Raw genomic sequence first — 24916 nt, forward strand, 5'->3', positions numbered from 1 at the left:
AACGACGCCGTCTCACCGCTCTCTGCGCGCTCATCAGGCTCGTGGATCCGGCTCGGCGTGCACCTGCCGGCCCCGCGCCAGGACCAGGCTCGGCGAACGCAGGTGACGCAGGTCGTCCCGGGGATCGCCAGTGGCCAAGAGCAGATCCGCGGAGGCGCCGGGGTGCAGCACACCGACCGTTCCGCCTAGGCCCAGCAGATCGGCATTGGCCACTGTCGCGGCACGGAGAGCCGCGGTGTTGTCCAGGCCGGCCTCGGTCAACGCCAGCAGCTCGGGCAGGATCTGACCGTGGGGAAAGTGGCGCCCTGAGTCACTGCCGACGCCGATCCGCACGCCGGCCCGCAACGCGCGGGCGAGGGAGTCGATCTTGGACTGGTAGAGCCGCGTCGCATTCTCGGCGATGCGGGCATCCCAGCCGTCGACATTGTCGGCAATCCGCCGGTACACCGCTTGAGTGGGCACCAGGACCGTGTCGCTGTTCCGCAGCGCCTCGATGCCGTCGTCGTCCAGAAGGGCGGCGTGCTCCACCGAAGTCACTCCCAGCCCGACCGCCAGCACGACAGCCGCGGACGAATGGGCGTGGACGGCCACGGGGACGTCGGCGGCCTGCGCCTCGGTGACGAGGGCCTCGATCTCATCCGGCCGTAGCTGCATCGCGTCGGGACGCTCGTCGACATTGGCCGATCCTCCCGTCAACATGATCTTGATGAGGTCGGCACCAGCGCCGATCTGCTCGCGCACCGCCTTACGCGCCTCATAGGGGCCGTCGACCGGGCGGCCGAAGTAGTGGATGTGACCGCCGGTGGCGACGATGGGCTTGCCCGCGGCGAGGATCCGCGGGCCGGGCACGTCGCCGCGTTCGATCGCGTCGCGCAGTTCGAGGTCGACATGCTGGTGTCCGCCGAGGTCACGACACGTGGTGACACCACCTGCGAGGGTCTGCTGAGCGGCGCGCGCCGACAGGAACGGGCTCGGCGGGTAGAACGCGTCGACCTCGGGAGCCTCCACGTGCAGCGTCAGATGACTGTGGGCGTCGATCAGTCCGGGGACCACCCACCCACCGTCGACGCTCACCCGCCGCTCGTTCTCGCGAGGACTCGCCGTCGCGGTCGGCTCCACCGCGACCACCGTCCCGTCCTCGATGAGGAGGTCGTGGCCGGTCACCGCCTCCGTGGTGTCCAGCAGCAGGGCGTCGGCTCCGGTCAGTCGGGTCAGCAAGTGGTCTCCTCGATATCGGTGATGGTCCGCTCCCAGTCGGGAACGGGGTGACCTGGGTGGGTTCTCAAGGCAGGATCCGTGTCGCGGCCGTCGGCCAGGAGACGGCACGGACACTGCCGCGTGGATGATCGGTCGCGAGGGAGCGCGGGCCGCGGACCGACAGAGCGGTGCCGTCGTCGGTGCGCAGCCGCAGTTCCGAGGCCGAGCCGAGGAACGAGACCGTCTCCACCGTGGCGTCGAGGATCCCGGTACCCGGCTCGGACACGGTGGTGTCCTCGGGACGGACGATGACCACGGCCTCCGCGCCGAGCGCGAGGACCGCTCCCGGGCCCGCGGTCCCCGATACGGCGATGCCCGAGCTCAGGGTCACGATGACGGCGTCGCGCCTCGTCTCCGCGACCGTGCCCTCCAAGAGATTCGCCGCGCCGATGAAGCCGGCGACGAACCTGGTCGCGGGATTCTCATAGATTTCCTGGGGTGTGCCAACCTGCTCCAGGCGGCCGTCGTTCATGACCGCGACCTGGTCGGCGATTGCCATCGCCTCCTCCTGGTCGTGGGTGACGAAGACGGCCGTGATCGCGAGCTCCTGTTGGAGCCGTCGCAGCTCGGTGCGGGTGGAGGTGCGCAGTTGCGCGTCGAGGGCCGAGAACGGCTCGTCGAGCAGCAGCACCGAGGGATTGAGGATGAGGGCACGACCGACGGCCACGCGCTGCGCCTGTCCTCCGGACAGCGCGGCCGGACGCCGATCGGCCAGATGGCTCAACCCGAGCAGTTCGAGCATCTCCCCTACCCGGTCGGCCCGGTCGCGTTTGCCGATCTTGCGTCTGCGCAGCCCGTAGGCGAGGTTGCCGGCCACCGTCATGTGCGGGAACAGGGCGTAGTGCTGGAACACCATGGCGGTGTCGCGCCGGTGCGGCGGCACCCCGGCGATGTCGTGCCCGCGCAGGTGGATCTGCCCCTCGGTGCTGTCGACGAATCCGCCGAGCATCCGCAAGGTCGTGGTCTTGCCACAGCCCGACGGGCCCAGCAGCGCCGTGAGGCTGCCGCGCGGTATGTCGAGGGTGAGGTCGTCGACGGCCTTCACCTGTCCATAGCGCTTCGTGACGCCCCGGATCGACAGCTCGGTCTCGGGGGACTCGCCCTGCGCTGCGGCAGGGGCGGCCGGGTCGATGGCAGACACTCAGTCCTCCTGGGGTGTGGTGCTGGGAACGGTCGGGGTGAAGCGGGCCGTGATCAGCTGTCCCACGACCATGAAGGCGGCGGTGAGGACCAGCAGCATGGTGGACACCGCTCCGACGGTGGGGTCCAGGCCGAACTGGACATTGCTGTAGATCTGCATCGGCAGGGTCGGCGCCGACGGCGGTGCCAGGAACAGCGCGAGGACGAGCTCGTCGAAGGAGATGAGGAACGCGAGGCCGAAGCTGACCAGGACCGTCGGTGCCAGGATCGGCACGGTGATGGTCCGGGCCGTCGTCAGGGCGGACGCTCCGAGGTCCGCGGCGGCCTCGTTCAGCGACGCGTCGAGCTGTTCGATCACCGGCAGAGCGGTGCGGATGACATAGGGGATGGTGATCACCAGATGCCCGGCGACCAGTCGCCAGATGCCCGGCGGGCCCCAAACGGTGGCGAAGAAGATGAGCAGGGCCACGGCGAAGACGAGGGTCGGCATGATGAGCGGGGACAGGAAGAAGGCGCCGATGAGACCCGATCCACGCAGTCGGTAGCGCCCCAGGGCATAGGCCGCGAGGAGTCCGATGACGGTCGCCGCCAGCGCCGACACCACGCCGACCCACAGGCTGGTGTAGAAGGTCGACCAGTACACGCCATCGGACAGCGCCCGGCCGAACCATTCGAAGGTGAAGCCCTGGGGCGGGAACCGCAGGTAGCTGGTGGCGCCGAAGCTCGCGATGGCGACGATGACCAGCGGGGCGAGCAGGAAGACGTAGATGGCGGTGTTGGTGACCCGCAGGGTGGTGCGGACGGAACGGTTCATCGTTCGCTCCCTCGTGCCGCCGCCGACTCCCCGGACAACAGCCGGGTCTGGACGAGCACGACGATCCCGGTGATGACCAGCAGCACGACCGCGAACGCGGCAGCGCGCGGGTAGTTCACCAGGGAGATCGCTTGCTGGTAGATGGTGGTGGCGACCACCTGGACACGTGCCCCGCCGATCAGCGCGGGCGTCACGTAGGTGGAGATGGCCAGCGAGAACACCAGCAGCGAGCCGCCCAGCAGGCCTCCCTTGGACAGGGGCAGCAGGACCCGGGTGAAAACCGCGATGGGTCCGTCGCCAAGATCCTGTGCCGCCTCCTCCAATGCCACCGGGATGTTGCGGATCACGCCTTGCAGGGTCAGCACCATGAACGGGAGCAGCACCTGGGTGAGGGCGATGATGACACCGGCCTGACTCCCGATCAGGGTGACATCGGCCCCGAACCAGGAGAAGAAGGTCGATATCGGCCCGGTCTCGTAGAAAATGACCTGCCATCCGAAGGTCCGGATGACCGCGCTGGTCAGCAACGGGAAGAGGGTCAGCGCGACGAGCAGCCCCTTGAACCGCGAGGTCGACCGGCTCAGCTGGTAGGCCAGCGGGAAGCCCAGGACGGCGCAGGCGGCGGCGACGAGCGCGGCGATCCAGATCGAGCGCCAAATGATGCCGAGCGCGAACCGGTCCCCCAGGACGGCCTCATAGTGCTCGGTGGTCACCGCCACGCCGTCGGGCGAGATGGACTGCGCGAGGAGCCCGGCCTGCGGGACGACGAAGACGAGCAGGTACAGCACCGCGCCGGGGATCAACAGCAGCCACGGGGTCGGTGAGATCCGGCGTCGCTTGGTCGAGGTCACCGGTCCGCCGCGCGCGGACTCGGGTGGGCTCGTGGAGGTCGGGGTGCTCACGGGCGCCTCAGAGGGTGGCGATCTCGCGATTGAAGCGTTCGGTCCACTCGGGACGCTGTTCGGCGATCGCCTCACGATCGAGCATGTTCAGCCCGTCGAGCGCCTCCTGTCCCACCGGCACCTCGTCGGCCACCTCGCCGGACAGCTCGGTATCCGGGTTGACCGGGATCCAGCGCAGCTGCTCGGCGAGCTGCGCCTGGGCGTCCGGCTGCAGCGCGGCCTGGACGACCGCCTGGGCCGTCGAGACATTGGGTGAGCCGTCGGCGATCACATGGGTGATGAGGTTGGCGGGGCTGCCCTCCTCCGGCGTGGCGAACGCCACCGGCAGCCCGGCCTCGGCGGTGCGGAAGGCATTGGACGAGTCGTAGGGCATGAGCCACACCCCGCCCTGGGAGAACAGGGTCTGCATCTCGGCGGCGGACTGGAAGATCTGGGCGTGGGCGGCGATCTCGGCGAGCGCCTCGAAGCCGGGATCGATGTCGGTCTCGGAGCCACCGTACGCGTAGGCCAGCATCACGAGGAAGTCGACGCCGTAGCCGCTGGTGATATTGGGGAAGGCGATGTGTCCGCGGTACTCGGGCCGCAGGAAGTCCCGGTAGCTGGTGGGCGCCTCGGAGATCTGCTCGGTGTCGTAGACGATCCCCTCGGGGATCACGGCGACCGCGGCCCACTGGCCGTCGGGGTCGACGAACTGGCTGTCGACGTCCACGCCGAGGTCGCCGATATCGGTGCTCAGCCCCTGTGCCTTCGCGCTGCTCTCCTGACCGCCGGAGAACTGGAACATGTCGATCTCGGGACTGCCCTTCTGCGCGAGCATCCGGGCCAGGGCATCGTCAGACTGGAGCGTCACCTCGGTGACGCGCGTGCCGTGCTCCTGGCCGAACGGTCCGTAGACGATCTTGTTGTAGATCTCCTGGGTCGTGCCGCCGAAGGCGGTCACCGCGAGGGCTCCGGCCATTCCCTCGGAGCCACCGGAACCGCTGCCGCTCGAAGAGTCCCGGCTACCGGGCACCGAGCATGCGGCGAGCGCGAGACTGCCGAGGACACCGCCGAGGAAGAGGCGGCGCGAGGGCATGGCTTCGTGGGGAGGGCGAGTGGTCATTGCCGTGCTCCTTTAAGGGTCAGCTGCCAGGACCGCTTGAGGACCTGGATCTCGGGGGTGATGCTGGCGTCGGTGATGTCCTCGATGCCGGCGATGTCCTCGGTCAAGAACGGGTAGATCGACTCGTAGTCGCGCAGGGCCGCTCGTCCGATGAGCTGGTGCTCACCGGACGCGGCGACGAGGTACTTGACGGCCGGGTGCTCGGCGAGGCGCGTCGCGGCCGCGGTCAGCCCGGCCGGGGACACCTTGCACCACAGCATGATCTCCTCGGGCAGGCCGAGGGCCGAGGGCTGGACGAGGGTGCGGAACCGTATCCGGCCCGTGCTCAAGAGGGCATCCATCCGACGCGAGACGGTGGCTTGACTGGTGTCGAGGGCGGAGGCGACCTCGCCGTAATTGCGTCGGCCGTCCTGTGACAGCTGGCCCATGATCGCGTGGTCGAGGTCGTCCAGTCCGCCCTGATCGGCGGTCGAGGCCGTCGCCTCGAAGGTCGGCACCTTCCGAGGGCGCAGCACCGCGCTCGCCTCCGCGGGCAACGCGCCCGGGTCCCAGTCGTGGATGCCGCGGAACGTGCGCAGCACCGGATAGTGATCGACGCGGTCGACGAGGGTCGGATCGGCCAGCACCGGGCCTCCGATGTCGAGCAGCCCGGCACGGCCGTCGACGACGAACTCCGCGACGACATCGGTGCCACCACTGACGGTGGTGACGAACCGGACATCGTCGCGGGCGGCCATCGCCGCACCGACCTCGGCCGTCCTGCCGGGGCGGCAGCGGATGCCCACGAGGGCCGGCGTTCCCAGGCCGCACAGGAGGACGTCGACGACGCCGACCACCCGCACGATGCCGGAGTCCAGCAGACGCTGAGCGCGCCGCGCCACCGTCGTCTCGGTGGAGTCCACGGCGACCGCCACGGCCTTCCAGGTGGCGCGGCCGTTGAGCTGCAGGGCCGCGACGATGGCGCGATCCAGGCTGGAGAGCTCCCCGCTGTTGTGCATAGCACTCAGTTCTACTGCATGAAATCACCATTGACAAGATCGTGAACGAAAGAAATCTGCAACTATATGCAAGTGACGTATGGAAACATCATCGCAAGGTTGGCCTCTAGGACCACGAGCAGGCAGACGTAAGGCCGGCTGTCCCCTACGGACACCCCTTCTGGGACCGGAGCGATGAGGACGCTGAGTGACCCTGGTCCCGCTCGGCGGGATCCCTAGGGAAGCCCGTGTCCGTCGAGTGGTGCATATTCACCCTCATCCGGGCCGATCGAGGGCGAATCCGCACCACTCGCGGTGGTTCGCAGCTCATCGGACCGCGGGAGCGGGGGAAGGTGTTACGGTCCGGCATGCCGAGATCGCCGTGCCCGCTCCTGTGGGCGCCACCTACGGGTGACGACTCCCTCTCCTCATGTTGGAGCGGACAGCTCGAGGATGCGGTCGGATCGGGTGTAGACGTTCATCGAGTCCCCACGCAGGAAGCCGACCAGCGTCAACCCCGCGTCCTCGGCCAGTTCGACCGCGAGCGACGAGGGTGCCGAGACGGCGGCGAGGATGGGCACGCCCGCCATGACGCACTTCTGCACGAGCTCGAAGCTCGCCCGTCCCGAGACCTGCAGCACCGCCCCTCGCAACGGAACCCGGTCGTTCAGCAGTGCCCACCCGATGACCTTGTCGACGGCATTGTGACGGCCGACGTCCTCGCGCACCACCAACAGCTCGCCGGTCCCCGCCTCGAACAGCGCGGCCGCGTGCAGACCCCCGGTCTTGTCGAACACCGACTGGCGCGCCCTGAGCTCGTCGGGGAATCGCACGAGTCGATGCACGTCCAACGGGGCAGGGTCGTCGGCGATCTCGAAGTCCGATTCCGTCGCGACCGCGTCGATGCTCGCCTTGCCGCACACGCCGCACGAACTCGTGGTGTAGAAGGCCCGTGCGATGTCGGGATCCGGTGGCTCGACCCCCGGCGCGAGAGCGATGTCGAGCACGTTGTACGTGTTCTCGACGCCGCCGCTTCCCGGCCCACCGCAGTGGATGGCCGAGCGGAACTGCTCGCCGGCGGAAACCACTCCCTCGGAGACGAGGAACCCGGCGGCGAGCTCGACATCGTGGCCGGGCGTGCGCATCGTCACCGCCAGCGGTGTCCCGCCCACCCGGATCTCCAGCGGCTCCTCCACCGCCAGCGAGTCCGGACGGACCCGTGGCTCACCACCGACGGTCAGCTTCGTGGTCCGCCACCGCCTCGTGATCGAGCCCACGACGATCAGCCGCGACCGGCGGCGGTCGGCGCACCGACCGGCTCCAGCCGCACCACGACGCTCTTGGAGGCCGGCTGGTTGCTGACATCGGCGACGCTGTCGAGGGGAACCAGGACATTGGTCTCCGGATAGTACGCAGCGGCACAGCCCCGCGGGGTCGGATAGGCGACGACCTCGAAGCCGGGTGCACGTCGCTCGACATCATCGGACCAGACGCTGACCAGGTCGACGCGGTCGCGCTCGGCCAGCCCCAGCTCGTCCATATCGGCGGCATTCACCAGCACTACGCGGCGACTGCCGTGGATGCCCCGGTAGCGGTCGTTATTCGTGTACGGGATGGTGTTCCACTGGTCGTGCGAGCGCAGCGTCTGCAGCAGCAGATGGCGGGGCGGGGCGGTCGGCGCCGAGGCATCGTTGCTGGTGAAGATCGCCGTACCGGTCCGCGTGGGAAACATCCCCTCGTTGACCGGATTGGGCAGCTTCAGACCACCGGGACGCGCTACCCGCGCATTGAAGTCGTGGAAGCCCGGGACGACGCGCGAGATCCGGTCGCGGATCGTCCCGTAGTCGTCCTCGAACTCCTGCCACGGGATATCGACCTTGTCGTGCACGGTCTTGTTCGCTAGCCGCGCGAGGATCGCGACCTCGCTCAGCAACACTCGCGACGCGGGCTCCAACCGCCCATGCGACGCGTGCACCTCGCTCATCGAGTCCTCGACGGTGACGAACTGCTCGCCGCCGGCCTGGACGTCGATCTCCGTGCGGCCGAGGGTGGGGAGGATGAGGGCGGTCTCACCGCAGACCGTGTGGGACCGGTTGAGCTTGGTCGATACATGCGCCGTGAGGCGGCACCGTCGCATCGCCTCCTCGGTGACCGCGCTGTCCGGGGTCGCCCGGACGAAGTTGCCTGCCATGCCCAGGAAGACCTTGATCCGGCCCTCGTGCATGGCGCGGATGGTGTTGACCGCGTCGAGGCCGTGCACGCGCGGAGGGTCGAAGCCGAACTCCTGCTGCAGAGCGTCGAGGAAGTGATCGGGCATCTGCTCCCAGATGCCCATCGTGCGATCACCCTGGACATTGCTGTGGCCGCGCACCGGGCAGGCTCCCGAGCCGGCACGCCCCACATTCCCGCGCAACAGCAGGAAGTTCACCATCTCTCGGATGGTGGGCACGGCGTGACGGTGCTGGGTGATCCCCATCGCCCAGCACACGACGATGCGATCGGCCCGCATCACCTCATCGCGGGCCACCTCGATCTCCGCACGGCTCAGCCCGGTCTCGGCGAGCACCGTGTCCCAGTCCGTCGACCGGGCGTGCTCCGCGAACTCCTCGAAACCGCTGGTGCTGGCGTCGATGAAGTCGCGATCGAGCACCTCGCCGGGACGGGCGTCCTCGGCCTCGAGGAGCAGCCGGTTGAGGGCACGGAAGAAGGAGAGGTCTCCCCCGAGCCGGATTGGGAGGTACTGGTCGGCGATCGGCACGCCCGAGCCGATGACACCACGGGGTTTCTGAGGGTTCTTGAAGCGGAACAGGCCGGCCTCGGGCAGCGGATTGATCGCGATGATGCGCGCGCCGTTGCGCTTCGCCTCCTCGAGAGCCGACAGCTGGCGAGGATGGTTCGTTCCCGGGTTCTGGCCGACGACGAAGATCAGGTCGGCGTGGTGCAGGTCCAGCAGGCTCACCGTGCCCTTGCCCGTGCCAAGGGTCTCGCTCAGCGCGGTGCCGCTGGACTCATGGCACAGGTTGCTGCAATCGGGCAGGTTATTGGTGCCGAAGGCCCGAGCGAACAGCTGCAGCACGAAGGCAGCCTCGTTGCTGACGCGTCCGGAGGTGTAGAAGGCCGCCTCGTCGGGCGAGTCCAGGGCGCGCAGCTCCGTGGCCACCAGGTCCAGTGCATCGTGCCAGCTGATCGGCTCGTAGTGATCCGAGCCGGGACGCTTGACCATGGGCTCGGTGAGCCGGCCCTGCCGGTTCAGCCACTCATCGGACTGCTGCGCTAGCTCCGAGACCGGATGCTGCGCGAAGAACTCGGCGGTCACACGGCTCGACGTGGCCTCGTCGTTGATGTGCTTCGCGCCGTTCTCGCAGTACTCGTTCTTGTGCCGGTGCCCCGGAGCCGGGTCGGGCCAGGCGCAGCCGGGGCAGTCGATCCCGTCGACCTGGTTCATGTTCAGGAGTGTCAGCGCAGTGCGTCGCGGGGACGTCTGCTCCAGCGAGTACTGCAGCGCGTGGGCGACGGCGGGAACGCCGGCGGCCCAGGTCTTGGGCTCGCTGACCTTCAGCTGCTCGTCGGAGTCGCCGTTCGGGGTCGTGCTCATCACCATCGCCTCTCGTACGTCGTCTGATACCCGGACGGGCCGCTCACCCGTGCGGCCATGTGGGCGCACGCGGCGCAGTCGCCTCGGGCTGCTGCACACGGCCCTCGTGGATCGTGCCGCGCCAGGCCCCACCGGCCTCGCCGATGCCCTCGATGAAGTCCTTGAAGGCCCCGAGCTCCTGTCGCAGAGCGCGCTCGACGATGCCCCGGAACGGTCCGCTCCTCCCCGAGATGAGACGGATCCGCACCGAGACCCGCGTGCGGCCCTCCGTGACCTCGGAGAAGACCACCTCGCCCTCGTGGGTCGGGTACGCGTCGAGACTCCGCCAGCGCAGGCTCTCGTCGGGATGCTGTTCGAGGATCTCGGCATGGAAGTCCCGGTGCAGCGGGCCGACGCCGATGCGCCAGCGGGTGACCGTGGGGCTCACATGGTCGACCGCCCGCACCGCGGACATGAACCGGGGAAAGCTCTCGAACTGCGTCCACTGGTCATAGGCGGTGCGCCGAGGAACCTCGATGTCGGTGTGCGCCTCGATCATGACCATCCTGCGCCTCCGATCCTGTGCCGTCGGCGGCCGACGGGGCCACATCGTTACGGACGCCTTCATCGTAACCGAAACGACGGCCTCCGCTCGGGCGACGCCGGGGACGTCCTCACTGTCCGACCCGGCCGTCGATGCACTCGCGGAGCAGGTCCGCATGGCCGCAGTGCCGGGCGTATTCCTCGACCCGGTGGACCCACAGCTCGCGCACCGAGGTCCCATCGTCGCCGAACCGCTCGCCGAGATCCGTGAGTGCCAGCAGCGCCGCATCCGTCGCCTCCTGCTCGCGGGCGAGATCGACATAGGCCGCCTCGACGACCGCCGGGTCGGCGACGGCCCCGTCGAAGTCCCCGTCCTTGGGCCCGTAGAGCCGCTCCTGCGGGGTGGTGAACCAGCCGAGCCAGTCACGCTCCACCTCGGCGAGGTGGCGCAGCAGGCCGAGCAACGACATCGTCGACGGAGGCACCGAGCGACGCGCGAGCTGCTCGGCATCGAGTCCGTCGCACTTCATCACGAGTGTCAGCCGGTAGCCGTCGAGGAAGTCGCGCAGGGTGGCCAGCTCGCCGTCGGGGCTCGCCCCGTCCTTGTCGCGGGGATCATCGTCCGGGTCGACCCACATGTCCTCATAGGTGGTGGCGCGGCTCCAGCGGCCGGGGACTTCTGTCATCGTGCCATCGTCCTCGTCCCGACCGTCCAGCACAATCCCTCGCGCCGATCGATGACGTCGGAGGGATGCGGCAGGCTGAGCCCATGACCAGCTACGTCTCCCACACGTCGGTCGACTGTGCCGACGCCTATACCCTCGCCATCTTCTGGCAGCGCGTGCTCGGCTACACCGAACTGCCCGACGAGCCGCTGCGGCCCGATGAGGACGAATGCCTGATCGTCGATCCCGAGACGGGACATCAGATCCTCTTCATCGAGGTCCCGGAGCCGAAGTCCGTCAAGAACCGCATCCACTTCGACCTGCGCCCGCGCGAGGGGACTCGCGATGCCGAGCTCGAACGGCTTCTCGAGATCGGCGCCACGCAGGTCGCCGATCATCGAGGCCAGTACGGACCGGGTACCGGGTGGGTCATCCTGGCCGATCCCGAGGGCAACGAGTTCTGCATCCTGCGGTCCGAGGCCGAGATCGACATCTGAGGGGCCCCCGCGGAGATCGTCAGCGGTGGATGACGGTGTGCGTCTCTGTCTCGGCGATGATCCGTCCGTCGCGCACCACCCAGCGCGGTGCCGCGTGGTCGCGCAGCAGATCCACCACCCGTTCGGCGGTGTGCACGCAGAGATCCGCCGGGGCGCCGGTCTCGATGCGGTGCTGCTCGATGCCGAGCACGGTGGCCGCGCGGTCGGTGATCAGCTCGATCAGGCGGATCTGGTCGGGACCGGAGAGGAACCGCAGCAGGTGCGCGGCGAGGAAGGCCACCTCGAGCATGTTGTTGCGGCCGAAGGGGTAGTACGCGTCCTCGATGTCGTCCTGTCCGAGCGCCACCGCGAGGCCGTCGTCGAGGAACTCCCGTACCGGCAGGTGCAGCGGCCCGGTGTGCGGGTCGGAGACGAAGCCGAGGCCTGCACGCCTCGCCAGTTCCGTGAGGCGCTGCACCGACGGCGTCGGGTACACCCCGAGCGCTCGGGCATGACAGGCCACGCCGCGGCCTTGCAGTCCGTGATCGATCATCGCCTCGGCGAGCATCTCGGTCGTGCGGAGCGCGGGGTCGCCGGCATCGTCGACCAGCATCGCCACCCGATGGCCGCCGCTGGCGGCGAGACGGCAGGCCCACTCGACGTGCGCTCGCGCATCTCGGTCGGTGCTCTCGATCCAGGGGATGCCGCCGACGACATCGGCGCCGAGCCGCATGGCCTCCTCACAGAGCTCGGCCGCTCCGGGGTCCCGGAGGAGCCCGTCCTGCGGGAAGGCCACGACCTGGAGATCCAGGAGATCGCGATACTCCTCGCGCACCGCGAGCACGGACTCGATGCCCTCCAGGCCGGCGGCGGTGTCGACGTCCACGAAGGCCTGCAGGTGCAACGTGCCGTGGCGGACCGCCTCATCGAGGGCGCGGCGCACGTTCGGCATGATCCACGACCTGTCGTAGTGCCGCTTGACGGCCGAGGCGTCGCCGACGATCGAGCTGAGCGCCTGATCCATGGCCCCCGAGGTATAGGCCGACAACGCACCGTCGCCGGCCAGCGGCAGCGTGTAGACCTTCTCCAGGTGCAGGTGGCCGTTGACGAAGGAGGGCGTGACGAGTGCCCCGCCGGCGTCGATGGTGCGTGCGGCGTCACCGGAGGCCGGCTCTTCCGCCTCCTGGACGAAGCGGTAGCGGCCGCCGCCGATGCCAATGGTGACGACGCGGCCGTCGAACAGGCGGGCGTTCTGGATCAGCAGGTCGATCTCGGTCATGATGTCTCCGTTCATCGGGCGAACTCGACGGTTTCGGTGAGCCTGAGGCCGCGGCGCAGGGTGTTGCCGACCGGGCAGGTCTCCACGCCATGGGTCAGGAGGGTGCGCTGTTCCTCGGTGAGATCGCCGTAGACGGTGATCGCGGCGATGATCCGGGAGATCCGCAGCTCCCGCTCCCCCGGGTCGAGCGGACCGGAGGTGGGACGGTTGACGCGCAGCGAGAGACGGATCGCGGCACGGTCGTAGTCGAAGCCGTGCTGACGAGCCACGCCGCGCAACGTCCCGGCGATGCAACCGCCGAGGGCGGAGAGGATCAGCCCGAAGGGATTGGGACCGATGCCCTCACCCTCGAACTCCCGGGGCTCGTCGATCACCACGGAATGCTCGCCCCCGATCACGGCCATCGAGGCGAAGCCGTCGAGGCTCTGGACGACGACATCGCGGTTGGCCGAGACGGCGTTCTGGTCGGTATCGGTCATGATCCCTCCTCGCTGACGACAACCTGTCTGACAGGTAACGTACTACCTATCTGACAGGTTGGCCAGAGCGATAAGGTGACCGAGTGACCAGTGAGACCGCGCGGGATCGACAGCCTCCACTCGACGAGCGGCTGGAGGAGCTGTGGGCGGAGGCCGCCCGAGACGGACGTCGTCTTCCCGGCGAGCCCGCGCTCGCCGCCGCGCTGTCCAGCAGCCGACCGGCCGTGCGCGAGGCGCTGATCCGCCTCGAGGAACGCGGGTACATCCATCGCCGCAAGGGGGCCGACACCACGGTCAACACCTCGCTCCTGGACATTCCCGCGCGATTCGATCGACGGGTGGAGGAGTCCGCGTTGATCCGTGCCATGGGTCAGACCCCACAGCTGGATGTGCTGGACGTGCAGCGGACGCGGATCACTCTCGACGAGGCCGAGGCCTACGACCTGAGGCCCGGCACCGAGGTGCTGCGGGTGCACAAGCGCTGGACCGCCGATGGCGTCCCCGCACTGCTCGCCCACGACTCGGTCCCGATCACCGGGGCCGTCGACCCCGAGACGATCGACCCGGAGCAGCCGATGGTCGACATCGCCGTGACCCTCGCGGGAGCCCGGGCCGAGTGGGAGGTGGTCTGGCCCACCGCCACGGCACTCGACGAGGCCGACGCGGCCCACGCCTCGCGCCCCGCCGGCGAACCGGTGCTGACCTTGGAAGTCAGCGGCATGTCACCGACCCACGGGGTCTGCTACTGGACCACCGAGCATCATCTGAGCGGTGCCTTCCGCTATGCGATGGTCCGCCGCGCCGACTGGCGCTGATCGGTCACCTGCCCTCGGACCCGAGTCCCCGACGCATCGACGACGGCGACTCTCGTCAGCGCCCGATGATGACCACCGCGGACCGGCGCCCGAGATCGGCCTGCGAGTACTTGAGCCGGACGGCGTCGCCCGTCTTCAGGTTCCCCGAGACGGTCTGGCTGGTCCAGCGGGTCTGCCCCGCTGAGTCCGTGAAACGGATCGTCACGCGCGTCACGTCCTGATAATTCAGCGAATAGCGGTGCGTACGTGTCACGCGGCCCTCGGCGAGCACGCCGCTGCGCTGGACCCGCGCACGTAGGCGGGCCCCGTCGCGCACCTTCCGGGCGATGACCTCGGTCGACAGCAACGCGACGACACCGGCGATCACGAAGACCAATCCGAGAATCGAGAGATCGCCGGCGCGCTGCCACTGCCCACCGGTCATCCCCGCCCCCAAGGCGATGAAGTATCCCACGAGCGGCATGAACAGGGATCGACCCTCGAACTCCTCGGAGTCGACACCGAACTGGTACAGGAATACACCGAGGATCAGGAGCGGGATCGACACGGTGCTGGCGATGAGCGAGAGCGCGGCCGGCGTCGAGCCGACGGCCCCACCCAGATCCCAGGCACCGAAGCCGGCGGAAAGGACCGCGACGGTCCAGCAGAGATACGCGGCACCGCGGCGCGTCGAACCGCGGTTCCACCAGCGGCTGGAGGGATCGATCAGGCTCATCGAGGAGGAACTCTATCGCTTGGACGCCGAGCACCGGCCAGGGCCGAGGCTCACGTGAGCGCGACGAGGGCCAGCATGCACGGCATCGTGATGACCGAGAGCAGCGTCTGCACGCCCGTGATGGAGGCCGTCAGCCGGCCATCGCCGCCCAGCCGAACCGCCAGCACATAGGCGGAGGGAGCAGCAGGCAGGGCGCTCACCAGAACGAGGCAGTCACGCACCACCGTGTCGACATCGAGATGGAGCGTCACGATGATCGCGATGGCGGGCAACACTAGGAGCTTGAGGGTCGAGGCGATCGCGATGGCCACCAGATCCGGGCCCCGCAGCTGCCACTGCAGCGCCGTGCCGGTCAGAATCGCGCCGCACACCACGGCCGGTCCGGCGAGCATCGAGAACACCGGCTCAGCGAGGCTCGGCACTCCCCCGGCGAGGTTCAACGCCACGCCTCCCAGACAGCCGAGGATCAGCGGATTGCCCGCCACCTCGCGCACCACCGCACGGATCGCGCTCGCCCCACTGCGCGCTTGATAGGCGGCCAGAGTCCCGACCGACAAGGCGTTGACCACGGGCACCATCACCGCGGCGGTCACGGCGAAGCCCGCCGTTCCTGCGGCACCGTGCAGAGCGCTGGAGTAGGCCAGCCCGAGATAGGCGTTGAACCGGATCGAGCCCTGGAGTACCGCTCCAGTGGCCGGCTCGTCCTGACGCATCGGTGCCCGCAGCAACACGAGGGCCGCCGCCACGACGACCGTCGGAAGCCCCAGCGCCAGCAGGATCGGCGGGAACGCCCCCGCCCGCAGCTCGGCCGCGGCGATCGCCGAAGCGATCATCGCCGGAGTGAAGCAGTAGTACGTGAGCCATTCCAAGCCACGCCACGCGGACACCGGCCCGACGACCCGCCGCGCCCCCGCGCCCAAGGCGATGGCGAGCACCACCGGCACGACGGCCGAACCGACGACGCTCACGGCAGGCGGTGACGCCCGAGGACGACACCGCGACGGAACAGCGGCACCCGCTGCTCCGTCGCGGTGAAGCCCGGCGACCCATGCACCATGGACCGAGTGCTCAGCCGGCGTCCTCGTCGAAGAACTTCCAGGCGACCATCCCGTGGGTCATCGCACCGCCCGATCGCAACGCGCTGGCGATGTGGATCACCCGGGCCAGTTCCTCCTCGGTCACGCCGGCCGATCGCGCGGCGACACTATGGCTGTGGATGCAGTGCGGGCACTGCGTCGTGAAGGCCACACCGAGGGCGATCATCTCCGTCGTGCGCGCGTCCAGCGGCGAGCTGTCGCCTCGCAGCACTTCCTCGTGGTAGGCCGAATAGGCGGCGAACGCATCGGGATCGGCCTTGCGGATGTCCTTGGCGTACTGGCGGTCGGTGAGTTCGTACATGGTCACTTCTCCTCGTCGTTGTCGGTGGGCCAGGTCGAGACGAACCAGGACTGGTCGCCCGTCTCGGGGTCGTAGGAACGGCGCTCCAGGCGACCGATGTCACGTCCGTAGACGTGGATGCCGACGCACGGGACGTCCCCGTCGTTCCAGACCTGGTGGACGTCGTCGTCGATCGTGCAGCAGACGGTCACCTGTCCGGGCGACCAGACGGCCTGGTCGAGTGCGCTCAACGGCACGCCCTCTCGCCGCGGCTTCTCGTACTGGCGTTCGGTCTCCTGACCGGAGTAGATGCCGACGACACCCCAGGTCTCGTGCCCGTGCACCGGCGTGCCCTGGGCGACATTCCAGACCGCGCTGGCGATGCTGAGATCGTCGTCCTCGCTCACATAGAGCGGGTACATGATGTAACGCTCCTCCTGGGGACGGCGCAGCTCCTCGGGCAGGTCGAACCCGGCATCGAGCACCTGGGTCAGATCGCGGGCGATCTCCTGGGTCAGCCGCTGCTCGTCATCGGTGTTCCGGATGCGTTCGCGGCAGCGTTCAGCGAACTCGGCGATCTCGGGTGGGCATTGTGTGGCAAGCATGTGTCCTGCTTCTCCTTCGCTTTCGGTAGTGGTCAGCGGTCAGGCGCGGCCCTCGTCGGGCGTGGTGGCTCCCACCAGCACGACGGTGTTGCCGAACACCTCCTCGCCACGCCCCATCTGGGCGTGGACGGCGGGCAGGTCGGTGAAGGGCACGACCCTGCCGACGCATGGGTCCACCGCCCCCGCGCGGACCAGCTCGTTGTAGGCGTACGCCTGCGTGTCGTTGGTGCCGTGGGATCCCTGCAGTCGCTTCTGGCGGGTCCAGTGGTAGCGCAGATCGACCATGGCGTCGAAGCCCGTGGTCCCGGCGCAGATGACGATCATGCCGCCGGGGCGGCAGAGGAAGACGCTGGTCGGGATGGTGGCGGCTCCGGGATGCTCGAAGACGATGGCCGGGTCCTCGCGACTACCGGCGATCTCCCACAGCTTCTTGCCGAATCTGCGCGCCTCGGAGGACCAGGCCTTCTGCCCCTCCGCATCGTCGACCCGCGGCGGAACACCCCAGTGGGTGAACTCCGAGCGGTTGATATAGCCGATGGCCCCGTATTTCATGGCGAAGGCACCGCGCTCGTCGTCCGACACCACCGCGACCGCGCGTCCGCCGGCCGCCCGGACCAGCTGGGAGGCCTGGGTGCCCAGACCGCCCGACCCGCCCCAGACCAGCACGAGGTCACCGTCGAGCACCTCATTGCCGGTCCAGCCGTGGAGCATCCGGTAGGCGGTGGTGCCGACCAGCGTCGGAGCCGCCGCCTCGGCCCAGGAGAGATGGTCGGCCTTCGGCATCAGCTGGTGCGACTGCACGCGGGCGAACTGTCCGAAGGAGCCGTAGTTGGTGTCGTATCCCCAGATCTTGGCCGAGGGCGCGATCATCGGGTCACGTCCGGCGGCGATCCACGGATCGTCGGCGTCCCAGACGCCCGGATGGACGACGACCTGGTCGCCGACCTGCCAGTCGGTCACCGCGTCACCGACCGCATAGACGATGCCGGACGCGTCGGAGCCGCCGATGTGGAAGTCCTCCGGCTCGCCGCGCTTGCCGCGCACCGCCACCTGGTCGACGGGATATCCGCGCGCCGCCCAGACATTGTTGTAGTTGACGCCCGCCGCCATCACGCCGACGAGGACCTCGTCGGGACCGATCGCGGGTGTGGGCACCGTCTCGGGCACGAAGGCCGTGGCCGGATCGCCGTATCTCTCCGGGCGCACCACCTGGGCGTGCATCGTCGCGGGGATCTCGCCCACCGGCGGCAGTGCGCCGATCTCGGTCGCGGTCGTCGTCGGGTTCGCGACGGGTGTTCGCTCGTCCATGGGTCTCTCCTCTGGCTCAGTGATCGTGGGTCGCCCAGCGGCGCAATTGCTCTCCGTGCTCGTCGAGCAGCGGCGCGGGACGGTGTCGTTGTCCTGGTGCCTCGTCGTCCCAGCGGATCGGACTGCCGGGCACCTTCAAGAGGCCCAGCCGGGGGTCGTCCAGATCGGCGACGAGCCCCTGCGAGATGACCTGAGGGTCGGCGTAGACGTCCTCGAGCGTGCGGATCACGCCGGTGGGGACGCCGACGCCCTCCAGCTCATCGGTCCACTCCTGGGCGGGGCGGGTGCCGAATGCCGCCTCGACGAGGGCATCGAGTTCGCCTTCGTGCTCGCGCCGCGCCTCATTGGTCGCGAACCGCGGGTCATCGGCGTCGATCCCGACCGCGGGCGCGAAGCGGTTCCACAGGCTCTGATTGCCGACGGCGATCTGCACCAGCTCCCCGTCGGAGCAGCGGTAGGCGCCATACGGGGACACGGTCGGATGGCTGTTCCCGGAGGCCTCCGGGAGGTCCTTGCCGAGCAGCCACCGGGTGCCCTGGAAGGTGTGCATGCCGATCAGGCTGCCGAGCAAGGACGTATGGACGACCCGGCCGCGCCCTGTGCGATGCCGCTCGTCGAGCGCCGCGAGCGCACCGATGACGCCGAACATGCCGGCGGACAGGTCCGCGATCGGCACGCCGACCTTGGTGGGTTGCCCCGCATCGGGACCGGTCATGCTCATCAGGCCGGCCTCGCCCTGGATGATCTGGTCGTATCCGGCGCGCTGCGCCGAGGGACCGTCGTGCCCGAAGCCGCTGATCGAGACGACGATCAGCCGGGGATTCGCGTCCTGGAAGATCCGATGCCCCAGGCCGAGCCGGTCGAGCACACCGGGACGGAAGTTCTCCACCAGGATGTCCGCCTTGCGGACCAGGCCCAGTAAGACCTCACGGTCATCGGCATCGCGCAGATCGAGCCCGATCGACTCCTTGTTGCGGTTGACGGACAGGAAGTAGGTGCTGGTGCGCCCCTCCCCGGTGCCGACGAAGGGGGGCCCCCAACCACGCGTCTCGTCCCCGATCCCGGGCCGTTCGACCTTGATGACCCGGGCTCCGAGATCCCCCAGCAGCATCGCCGCGTAGGGGCCGGTGAGCACACGCGACAGGTCCAGCACGGTAAGGCCCTCCAAGGGCCCGCCGCCGTCATCTCGCGAGGAGTCCGGGGGCGACTCCCTCGCGTTCGGGGAGGTCACGCGCCCACCCAGTTCGGCTGGCGCTTCTCCGCCCGCGCCGAGAGGGCCTCGGCGTAGTCCTTGCTGTCGTTGACGGTGGACAGGTTGTAGCGCGTACGCGCGGCGCGCTCGGAGGGCGAACGCAGGACGGAGTCCTCGCAGTCCTGCCGCAACCGCTGCACGACGAGCGGAGCGCTGTCGGCGAGGCGGCGTGCCCACGCCGTGGCCAGCTCGAGATGCTCGCCATAGGGCACGCAGCGGTTGACCATGCCGATCTCATAGGCACGCTCGCCGGACATCGGCTCGCCCAGCAGCAGGAACTCCATCGCGTGCTTGAGCGGGACCCGGGCCGCCAGGCCGGCCGAGATGCCACCGGTGAAGCCGATCATCGCCTCCGGGTACAGGAACCGGGTCGTGTCGGCGGCGACGATCAGGTCGCAATGCTGGGCGAGGACGTAGCCGCCGCCGATCACATGTCCGTGCACCGCGGCGACGAGCGGCTTGTCGAGCTCGAAGCCGACGTGGGGCACGGCGCGGAAGAGATCCATGGGATTGTCGTCGAGATCCGCGCCGGCCGAGAAGGCGCGCTCACCTGCCCCCGTGAGCACGGCTGCCCGGTCCGAGGAGTCCCGGAATCGGATCAGCGCCTGTTCGAGATCGGCGACCAGGGCCGTGTTGAGGGCGTTGAGCTTCTCGGGGCGGTCGAGGGTGATGATCGCGACGCCCTCGTCGGACGTGTAGCTGACGGTGTTGCTCATCGTGTTCTCTCCATCACTTGAGTGCTTGCAGGTCTCGTGGCCACGGCGAGGTTCTCCGGTACGCCGATGACGCCGCGTTCGCGACATCGGCGCACCTCGGCCTCGGACATGCCGAGCCGTTCGCGCAGGACATCGTCGGTATCGGCGTCCAGGACGGGGGCTGCCGCGCGGGGAGCGCATCGTCGGCCGTCGATGGTCAGGGGAAGCCCCGGATAGTGGTGGCGGCCCACACGGGGATGATCGAGCTCGACGAGGAAGCCGCGATGCAGGTCGGGATCCTCGTAGACCTCGGCCGCCGTGTTCACGGGCGCCGCGGCCACACCGTTCTCCTGCATCCGATGGGCCAGCTCCGCGACGTCCGCCTCCTGGCGCAACACCCAGGCCGCGATGACGTCGAGGACCCGCGAGGAGGAGTCCCTCGCCTGCTCGACGGTCCGGTAGTCACCGAGCGCGTCACCGGCTTGGTCGTCGAGCAGCGCGCCCAGGCGCTCCCACGCCTCCTGGTCGTGGACCGACAGCGCCAGCCAACGCCCGTCCCGGGCGACGAACATGCCCTGCACGGGGATCCGGGCATCGGCATTGAGCTCCTCGGCCACCTCCTCACCGCGTGAGGCCGCGAGGAGGTACTCGCCGTGCAGCGGGATCATCGCATCGCGCTGGATGACCTCGATGCAGCTGCCCTGTCCGGTTCGCCGCCACTGCGCGATCGCCGAGGTCGCGGCGGTGGCCGCGGCCAGACCGGCGATGGGGTCACTCAGGGCGAAGCCGGTGAGCAGCGGCTCCTTCCCGTCTCCGGTGAGGAAGGCCGAACCGCTCATGGCATCGAACTGGGCGCCGTACGCCTGGAGCCCGGCCATGGGACCGCTGCACCCGTATCCGGTCATCTCGATGAGGCTGATGTCGGGACGCCGCTCGCAGAGGGCCGCGTATCCCAGGCCCATCCGGTCGAGCACGCCGGGGCGGAAGTTGGCCATGACGAGGTGGGATCGCTCGGCCAGCAGCAACGCCAGTTCCAGCCCCTCGGGGTCTTTGAGATCGAGCACGATATCGCGCTTGTCGGTGTTGACGGTGTTGAACCAGGCATTGCGATTCCACGGATCGGGACCGTAGTCCTGGTCGGGATAGCGACTGCGGGCGTCGGCGGTGCCCGTTCCCCGCAGGAAGTCGCGGCGATGCGCGCCTTCGATCTTGATCACCTCGGCGCCGAGTCCGGCGAGGAGGCGGGTGGCGCTCGGACCGGACCACACATGGGTCAGGTCGAGCACCCGGATGCCGCTGAGCGGCAGCGAACGCTGCGCATCGGTCATGGTGTCTCCCTCACGTGATAGGCGAGGCCGGCCAGGGCGACCTCGCGGCCGTCGACGACCTGACGAGTCAGCACCTCGTTGTCGAAGAGGCTGGCGTCGGCCAGGGCGTCGGCGAGCTCGTAACAGGGAGCGACCGCCACCGAGGCGGCGTCCGCTGCCCGCACGGCCTCGCCGACGGTGCGGTTCTCGGTCCACGTCTGGATGAGCCGGCCGAGCTCGTCGGCGTGGGCGAAGCGCGACCCGATGGCGGTGAAGCGCGGGTCATCGGGATCGACGAGGTTGCCCAGCAGCTTCGCCTGGTCCGCCCAGGAGCCCCCCGCGTAGACGCACAGGTAGCCGTCCACGCACGCGGCGACGAACCGGGGCCCGGACTGCTCGACCGTCGTGGCGGTCCCGTTGTACGCGTACTGCGTGGTGCCGTAGGGCAGGAGGGCCGTGACCACCTCGTCGTTGGCGACGCGGACCCGCGGATGCGTCGGCGCCGCAGGGGGCTCGACCCCCAGCAACGAGACGATCGCCGTATACAGGTAGGTGCCGGCCAGGTACTGGAAGCGGCGGCCGAAGCCGTAGACCGGTGTTCCGTCGGAGGTCCTCGTGTAGTTCGTGCTGCCACCGACCGATGCCAGCACCATCTCCGAGGGACTCCAGCCGGCGCGGGAGCCGGTGTGCGTGAACGGGTCGACGGTCCCGGTGACGACCTGCGGTGCGATGTCCTCCCAGGGGGAGTCGGGGTCGCCGATGACGATGTCGTAGTCGCGCGAGGGCGCGCCGCTCGGCCGCTTACCGTGGTCGAGATAGTCCTCCACGGCGTCCGCGAACTTCTCCCCTCGCGCAGCCGGTGCGTAGTCGACCCTCGCCCCCGCGAGCGACAGGAGCCGGCCGCAGTAGCGGATCGCGGGAGACTGCCCCGTTTCGAGGACGGCGAGGTGTGTCAGCAGCTGGTTCACGACGGGTGCCCCGCGATCCGTAGCGCCGCCTCCTGCAGGGCTGGGAGCAGCTCGTCCTGTCGCGCCAGCGTGCGTTCGGTGGGACCGGAGAAGCCGAGGGCGGCCACCGGGAGCATGTTGGCGTCGAAGAGCGGAACGGCCATACCCGAGACATCTGACCGCCATTCGCCGCGGTTGACCGCGAAGCCCTGCGAACGGATCTCGGTGAGGGCCTCCATGAGTCGCTCACCCTGCGACACGGTGGTCGGCGTGTGCGGTTCGAGCCCTGCCTCGATGACGTTCTGGACCTCATCGGATGTCTGGTACGCCAGTAGTGCCTTGCCGGTGGCCACGCAGTACGCGGGGGCCCGTCCGCCGAGTCTCGTGTACGAGCCGATCGGCTGCCAGCCGTCGGCCTTGTCGATGTAGACGGCCTCGCGATCGTGGTAGATGGCCAGGTGGACGCTCTCGCCGTACTTGTCGGCGAGAGCGCGTACCTCGCGGCCGGCCGCCATCCGGATCTCCGAGGGAGCCAAGGTGCCGACTCCGAGCTCCCAGAGGCGGGGCGTGAGCCGATAGACCTTGTCGTCGAGGCCGTCCCGTTGGATCAGACCATGTGCGAGCAGCGTCTGGACGAGTCGATAGGCCGTCGATCGGTTCAGCCCGAGCGCGTCACCGACCGCGCGAGCGCTGCGCGGTCGCGCGGCGAGAAGCTCCAGCACCTCGATGCCGCGCCCCAGCGTCTGCGCGTAGGGGCCCTCGACCGTCTCTCCCGTTCCGTTCGTCTCCACCATCATCGCCGCCTTCCTGTTCGATCTCGAAATGCCGTCATCCGCTCCGCGAGGCCCGGGGTCATCGACTCCTCCAGCAACTCCAGGTCGCTCTGGGCGGGCCGGTCCCGGCGGACGGCCCGGGTCAGCCCGGCGATGCCCACGACCGAGCTACCGGCGGCACCGACGACGGCCCCTGCGGTCGACTCCAGCTGGTCGGCCTCGACGAGCTGAGTGAGGAGGCCGACGTCGAGGGCTCGTCGCGCGGACAGCTTCGCTCCGGTCAGCGCGAGACCTTGGGCGATCGCCGGAGATGTCTCCTGGGCGAGTCGGCGCGTCCCCAGCAGGAGGCCGAACTGCGGGCCCGGGAAACGGAACGTGGTGCGCGGGCTGCCGATCCGGTGGTCGCAGGCCAGCGCCAGATCGGCCCCCGCTCCCACCGCGTCACCGTCCAGGACCGCGACCGTCACCAGGGGTGCCTGGTAGAGATCGGTGAGCAGACCCTGGATCTCACGGAACTGCCGGCGCAGTGTCTCGTCATCGGCGTGGTCGATCTGCCGCAGGTCCATCCCCGCGGCGAAGGCCGGACCGGTGGAGGTCATCGCCAGCGCCGCTCGCTCCTCGGCGACGGCGCTCTCCACGGCCCGACGGAGAGCTCGGACGGTCTCGGGCGAGAGCGCGTTCCTGGTCGCCGGGGAATCGAGTTCCAGATGCACCGCCGATCCCTCGCCGGTCATCCGCACCTTCACCGGTGCCGCGTCTTCGAGCGTGGTCATGGCGTCCATCCCTGCGCCTGTTCGACGATCGCATCGATGTCGAGGTCCTCGGCGGCCTCCTTGGCGGCTTCCATCCCGTCGATCTGCTCGACTGGGACTGCCTGGTCGATGAGCCCGTGCTCGACGAAGAAGGCGATCGAGTCCTCCAAGGCCTGCTCGTCCAGGTAGCCCACGAGGTCGTCGGACCCCGGTGCGGCGTCGGCGGCCCAGCGGGTCTCGACGATCGGCAGGGTGTCCTGGACCGCCTGTTCCTCATCTCCCTTCGGCGCCTGCGACGGGTAGGCCTTCCAGTGCATGCGGATGGCCGCCTCGGGGTTGGCATCGGCGAAGACCTTGCCCTCGTTGAAGGCACGGAGGAAGGCGGCGACCTCCTCGGGATGCTCCTCGAGGAACTCCGTCGTCGTGGCGATGCCGAGCGTGCCGCTCAGATCGTCCAACGGTGAGGCCAGGGAACGGAGCGGCTCACCGTAGAGCTGCTCGACGACTCCCAAGGGGCCGTCGTAGGTGGCGTAGGCGTCGATCTGCCCCGCCTGGAGTGCTTGCGCCGCCTGCGCGCCGATACCGACCTCGAGCCACTTGACCTCGTTCTCGGGGTCGATACCCGAGGAGGACAGAGCGGCCCGGCCGAACAGATAGGAGGCCGAGGACTTGCTCTGGCTGCCCACGGTCTTGCCCACGAGATCGTCGACGGTCTGGATATCGGAGTCCTCCGGCACCACGGTGCGCCAGACATTGTCGGCGCCGAGGCTGATGACCTTGATCCGGTCGTCGGAGGCCGCGGCCTGGTAGAAGGCCGTCGATCCGCCGTTGACGATGTCGAAATTGCCCGTCAACAGTCCTTGAACGCTGGCGACCGCCCCTTCGGTCCCCTGGATCTTGACGTCGATCCCGTGGTCCTCGAAGTAGCCCATCTCCTGAGGCACGGACGTATAAGGCGCTGTGCCCACCTGCAGTTGCGGGTCACCGACGCCGAAGCGGACCGATCCGCTCTCGGTGCCCGACCCTCCCCCGCAGGCGGCGAGCGCGATAGCACTGGCGGCGACCGCACCAGCGGCGAGAATCTTGGTTCGTTCAGACATCTCCGGTCCTCCTAGGGACGTCCTGGCAGCACCTGCGCAGGGATGGGGTCGAGGGTCGTGAC

The 24916-nt window shown here is 69.1% G+C and carries 26 protein-coding genes; 2 read left to right on the forward strand and 24 right to left on the reverse strand.

Translation table 11 applies throughout. The features are described from left to right. Positions 1-33 precede the first annotated feature (33 nt). The 10 genes from JL108_RS06145 to JL108_RS06190 form a co-directional block, all read right to left on the reverse strand. Positions 34-1218 carry an amidohydrolase family protein gene (locus tag JL108_RS06145; RefSeq protein ID WP_205197524.1) on the reverse strand — a complete coding sequence of 395 codons (1185 nt, stop codon included), beginning with the start codon at positions 1216-1218 and terminating at the stop codon, positions 34-36. A gap of 64 nt (positions 1219-1282) precedes the next feature. Then, positions 1283-2398, reverse strand: a complete 1116-nt coding sequence (locus JL108_RS06150) for an ABC transporter ATP-binding protein (protein WP_205197525.1) — start codon at positions 2396-2398, stop codon at positions 1283-1285. Further along, entirely contained in the window at positions 2399-3211 is an 813-nt protein-coding gene (locus JL108_RS06155; protein ID WP_143911808.1) for an ABC transporter permease, read from the reverse strand. After that, positions 3208-4113 carry an ABC transporter permease gene (locus JL108_RS06160; protein ID WP_185972967.1) on the reverse strand — a complete coding sequence of 302 codons (906 nt, stop codon included), beginning with the start codon at positions 4111-4113 and terminating at the stop codon, positions 3208-3210. Before JL108_RS06160 ends, JL108_RS06155 begins: the two co-directional genes overlap by 4 nt. Positions 4114-4120: 7 nt before the next feature. Then, complete coding sequence (locus JL108_RS06165) at positions 4121-5215, reverse strand: extracellular solute-binding protein (RefSeq protein ID WP_143911812.1); 1095 nt, start codon at positions 5213-5215, stop codon at positions 4121-4123. After that, positions 5212-6213 (reverse strand): Lrp/AsnC family transcriptional regulator, encoded by a 1002-nt coding sequence (locus JL108_RS06170; RefSeq protein WP_143911814.1) that lies wholly within the window; start codon positions 6211-6213, stop codon positions 5212-5214. Before JL108_RS06170 ends, JL108_RS06165 begins: the two co-directional genes overlap by 4 nt. A 407-nt stretch (positions 6214-6620) precedes the next feature. Next, complete coding sequence (gene fdhD, locus JL108_RS06175) at positions 6621-7469, reverse strand: formate dehydrogenase accessory sulfurtransferase FdhD (protein WP_205197526.1); 849 nt, start codon at positions 7467-7469, stop codon at positions 6621-6623. 5 nt (positions 7470-7474) lie between these two features. Continuing rightward, complete coding sequence (locus JL108_RS06180) at positions 7475-9787, reverse strand: FdhF/YdeP family oxidoreductase (protein ID WP_143911818.1); 2313 nt, start codon at positions 9785-9787, stop codon at positions 7475-7477. A gap of 43 nt (positions 9788-9830) precedes the next feature. Then, on the reverse strand, positions 9831-10325 hold the full coding sequence (locus JL108_RS06185; protein ID WP_221933577.1) for an SRPBCC family protein: 495 nt from the start codon (positions 10323-10325) through the stop codon (positions 9831-9833). 115 nt (positions 10326-10440) lie between these two features. After that, a complete protein-coding gene (locus JL108_RS06190) occupies positions 10441-10995 on the reverse strand; it encodes a DinB family protein (RefSeq protein WP_143911822.1) in 555 nt (184 codons plus the stop codon). 83 nt (positions 10996-11078) lie between these two features. Between JL108_RS06190 and JL108_RS06195 the strand changes: the two genes are divergently transcribed. After that, a complete protein-coding gene (locus JL108_RS06195) occupies positions 11079-11471 on the forward strand; it encodes a VOC family protein (protein WP_205197527.1) in 393 nt (130 codons plus the stop codon). A 19-nt stretch (positions 11472-11490) separates the two neighbouring features. On the opposite strand, the gene JL108_RS06200 is transcribed toward JL108_RS06195, so the two are convergent. Further along, positions 11491-12729 (reverse strand): amidohydrolase family protein, encoded by a 1239-nt coding sequence (locus JL108_RS06200; protein WP_205197528.1) that lies wholly within the window; start codon positions 12727-12729, stop codon positions 11491-11493. Positions 12730-12740: 11 nt separating this feature from the next. After that, positions 12741-13208, reverse strand: a complete 468-nt coding sequence (locus JL108_RS06205) for an OsmC family protein (RefSeq protein ID WP_205197529.1) — start codon at positions 13206-13208, stop codon at positions 12741-12743. A gap of 83 nt (positions 13209-13291) precedes the next feature. Between JL108_RS06205 and JL108_RS06210 the strand changes: the two genes are divergently transcribed. After that, positions 13292-14023, forward strand: a complete 732-nt coding sequence (locus JL108_RS06210) for a GntR family transcriptional regulator (protein ID WP_205197530.1) — start codon at positions 13292-13294, stop codon at positions 14021-14023. Between the two features lie 55 nt (positions 14024-14078). Here JL108_RS06210 and JL108_RS06215 read toward each other — a convergent pair whose 3' ends face one another. From JL108_RS06215 to JL108_RS06270, 12 genes are all read right to left on the reverse strand, one after another. Beyond that, a complete protein-coding gene (locus JL108_RS06215) occupies positions 14079-14738 on the reverse strand; it encodes a hypothetical protein (protein WP_205197531.1) in 660 nt (219 codons plus the stop codon). Positions 14739-14788: 50 nt separating this feature from the next. Continuing rightward, complete coding sequence (locus JL108_RS06220) at positions 14789-15706, reverse strand: AEC family transporter (protein WP_205197532.1); 918 nt, start codon at positions 15704-15706, stop codon at positions 14789-14791. A 100-nt stretch (positions 15707-15806) separates the two neighbouring features. Continuing rightward, complete coding sequence (locus tag JL108_RS06225; RefSeq protein WP_143911835.1) at positions 15807-16136, reverse strand: carboxymuconolactone decarboxylase family protein; 330 nt, start codon at positions 16134-16136, stop codon at positions 15807-15809. 2 nt (positions 16137-16138) lie between these two features. Then, positions 16139-16720 carry a cysteine dioxygenase family protein gene (locus JL108_RS06230; protein WP_240190717.1) on the reverse strand — a complete coding sequence of 194 codons (582 nt, stop codon included), beginning with the start codon at positions 16718-16720 and terminating at the stop codon, positions 16139-16141. Positions 16721-16759: 39 nt separating this feature from the next. Then, positions 16760-18028 (reverse strand): crotonyl-CoA carboxylase/reductase, encoded by a 1269-nt coding sequence (gene ccrA / locus JL108_RS06235; RefSeq protein ID WP_205197533.1) that lies wholly within the window; start codon positions 18026-18028, stop codon positions 16760-16762. 16 nt (positions 18029-18044) lie between these two features. Beyond that, a complete protein-coding gene (locus JL108_RS06240) occupies positions 18045-19259 on the reverse strand; it encodes a CoA transferase (protein WP_307837204.1) in 1215 nt (404 codons plus the stop codon). Continuing rightward, positions 19256-19996, reverse strand: a complete 741-nt coding sequence (locus JL108_RS06245; RefSeq protein ID WP_205197534.1) for an enoyl-CoA hydratase/isomerase family protein — start codon at positions 19994-19996, stop codon at positions 19256-19258. Before JL108_RS06245 ends, JL108_RS06240 begins: the two co-directional genes overlap by 4 nt. Continuing rightward, on the reverse strand, positions 19993-21303 hold the full coding sequence (locus JL108_RS06250; protein WP_205197535.1) for a CaiB/BaiF CoA-transferase family protein: 1311 nt from the start codon (positions 21301-21303) through the stop codon (positions 19993-19995). The genes JL108_RS06245 and JL108_RS06250 overlap by 4 nt, the downstream gene beginning before the upstream one ends. Next, the gene (locus JL108_RS06255; protein ID WP_205197536.1) at positions 21300-22250 is read right to left on the reverse strand and encodes a CoA transferase; all 951 of its coding nucleotides are present in this window, start codon (positions 22248-22250) and stop codon (positions 21300-21302) included. The genes JL108_RS06250 and JL108_RS06255 overlap by 4 nt, the downstream gene beginning before the upstream one ends. Beyond that, entirely contained in the window at positions 22247-23026 is a 780-nt protein-coding gene (locus tag JL108_RS06260; protein ID WP_143911848.1) for an IclR family transcriptional regulator, read from the reverse strand. The genes JL108_RS06255 and JL108_RS06260 overlap by 4 nt, the downstream gene beginning before the upstream one ends. After that, positions 23023-23775 carry an enoyl-CoA hydratase/isomerase family protein gene (locus tag JL108_RS06265; protein WP_205197537.1) on the reverse strand — a complete coding sequence of 251 codons (753 nt, stop codon included), beginning with the start codon at positions 23773-23775 and terminating at the stop codon, positions 23023-23025. The genes JL108_RS06260 and JL108_RS06265 overlap by 4 nt, the downstream gene beginning before the upstream one ends. Further along, positions 23772-24854, reverse strand: coding sequence for an ABC transporter substrate-binding protein (locus JL108_RS06270; protein WP_205197538.1), 1083 nt, complete (start codon positions 24852-24854; stop codon positions 23772-23774). Before JL108_RS06270 ends, JL108_RS06265 begins: the two co-directional genes overlap by 4 nt. Between the last annotated feature and the right edge of the window lie 62 nt (positions 24855-24916).

It is taken from the genome of Aeromicrobium sp. YIM 150415, assembly GCF_016918125.1.
GTDB lineage: Bacteria > Actinomycetota > Actinomycetes > Propionibacteriales > Nocardioidaceae > Aeromicrobium > Aeromicrobium piscarium.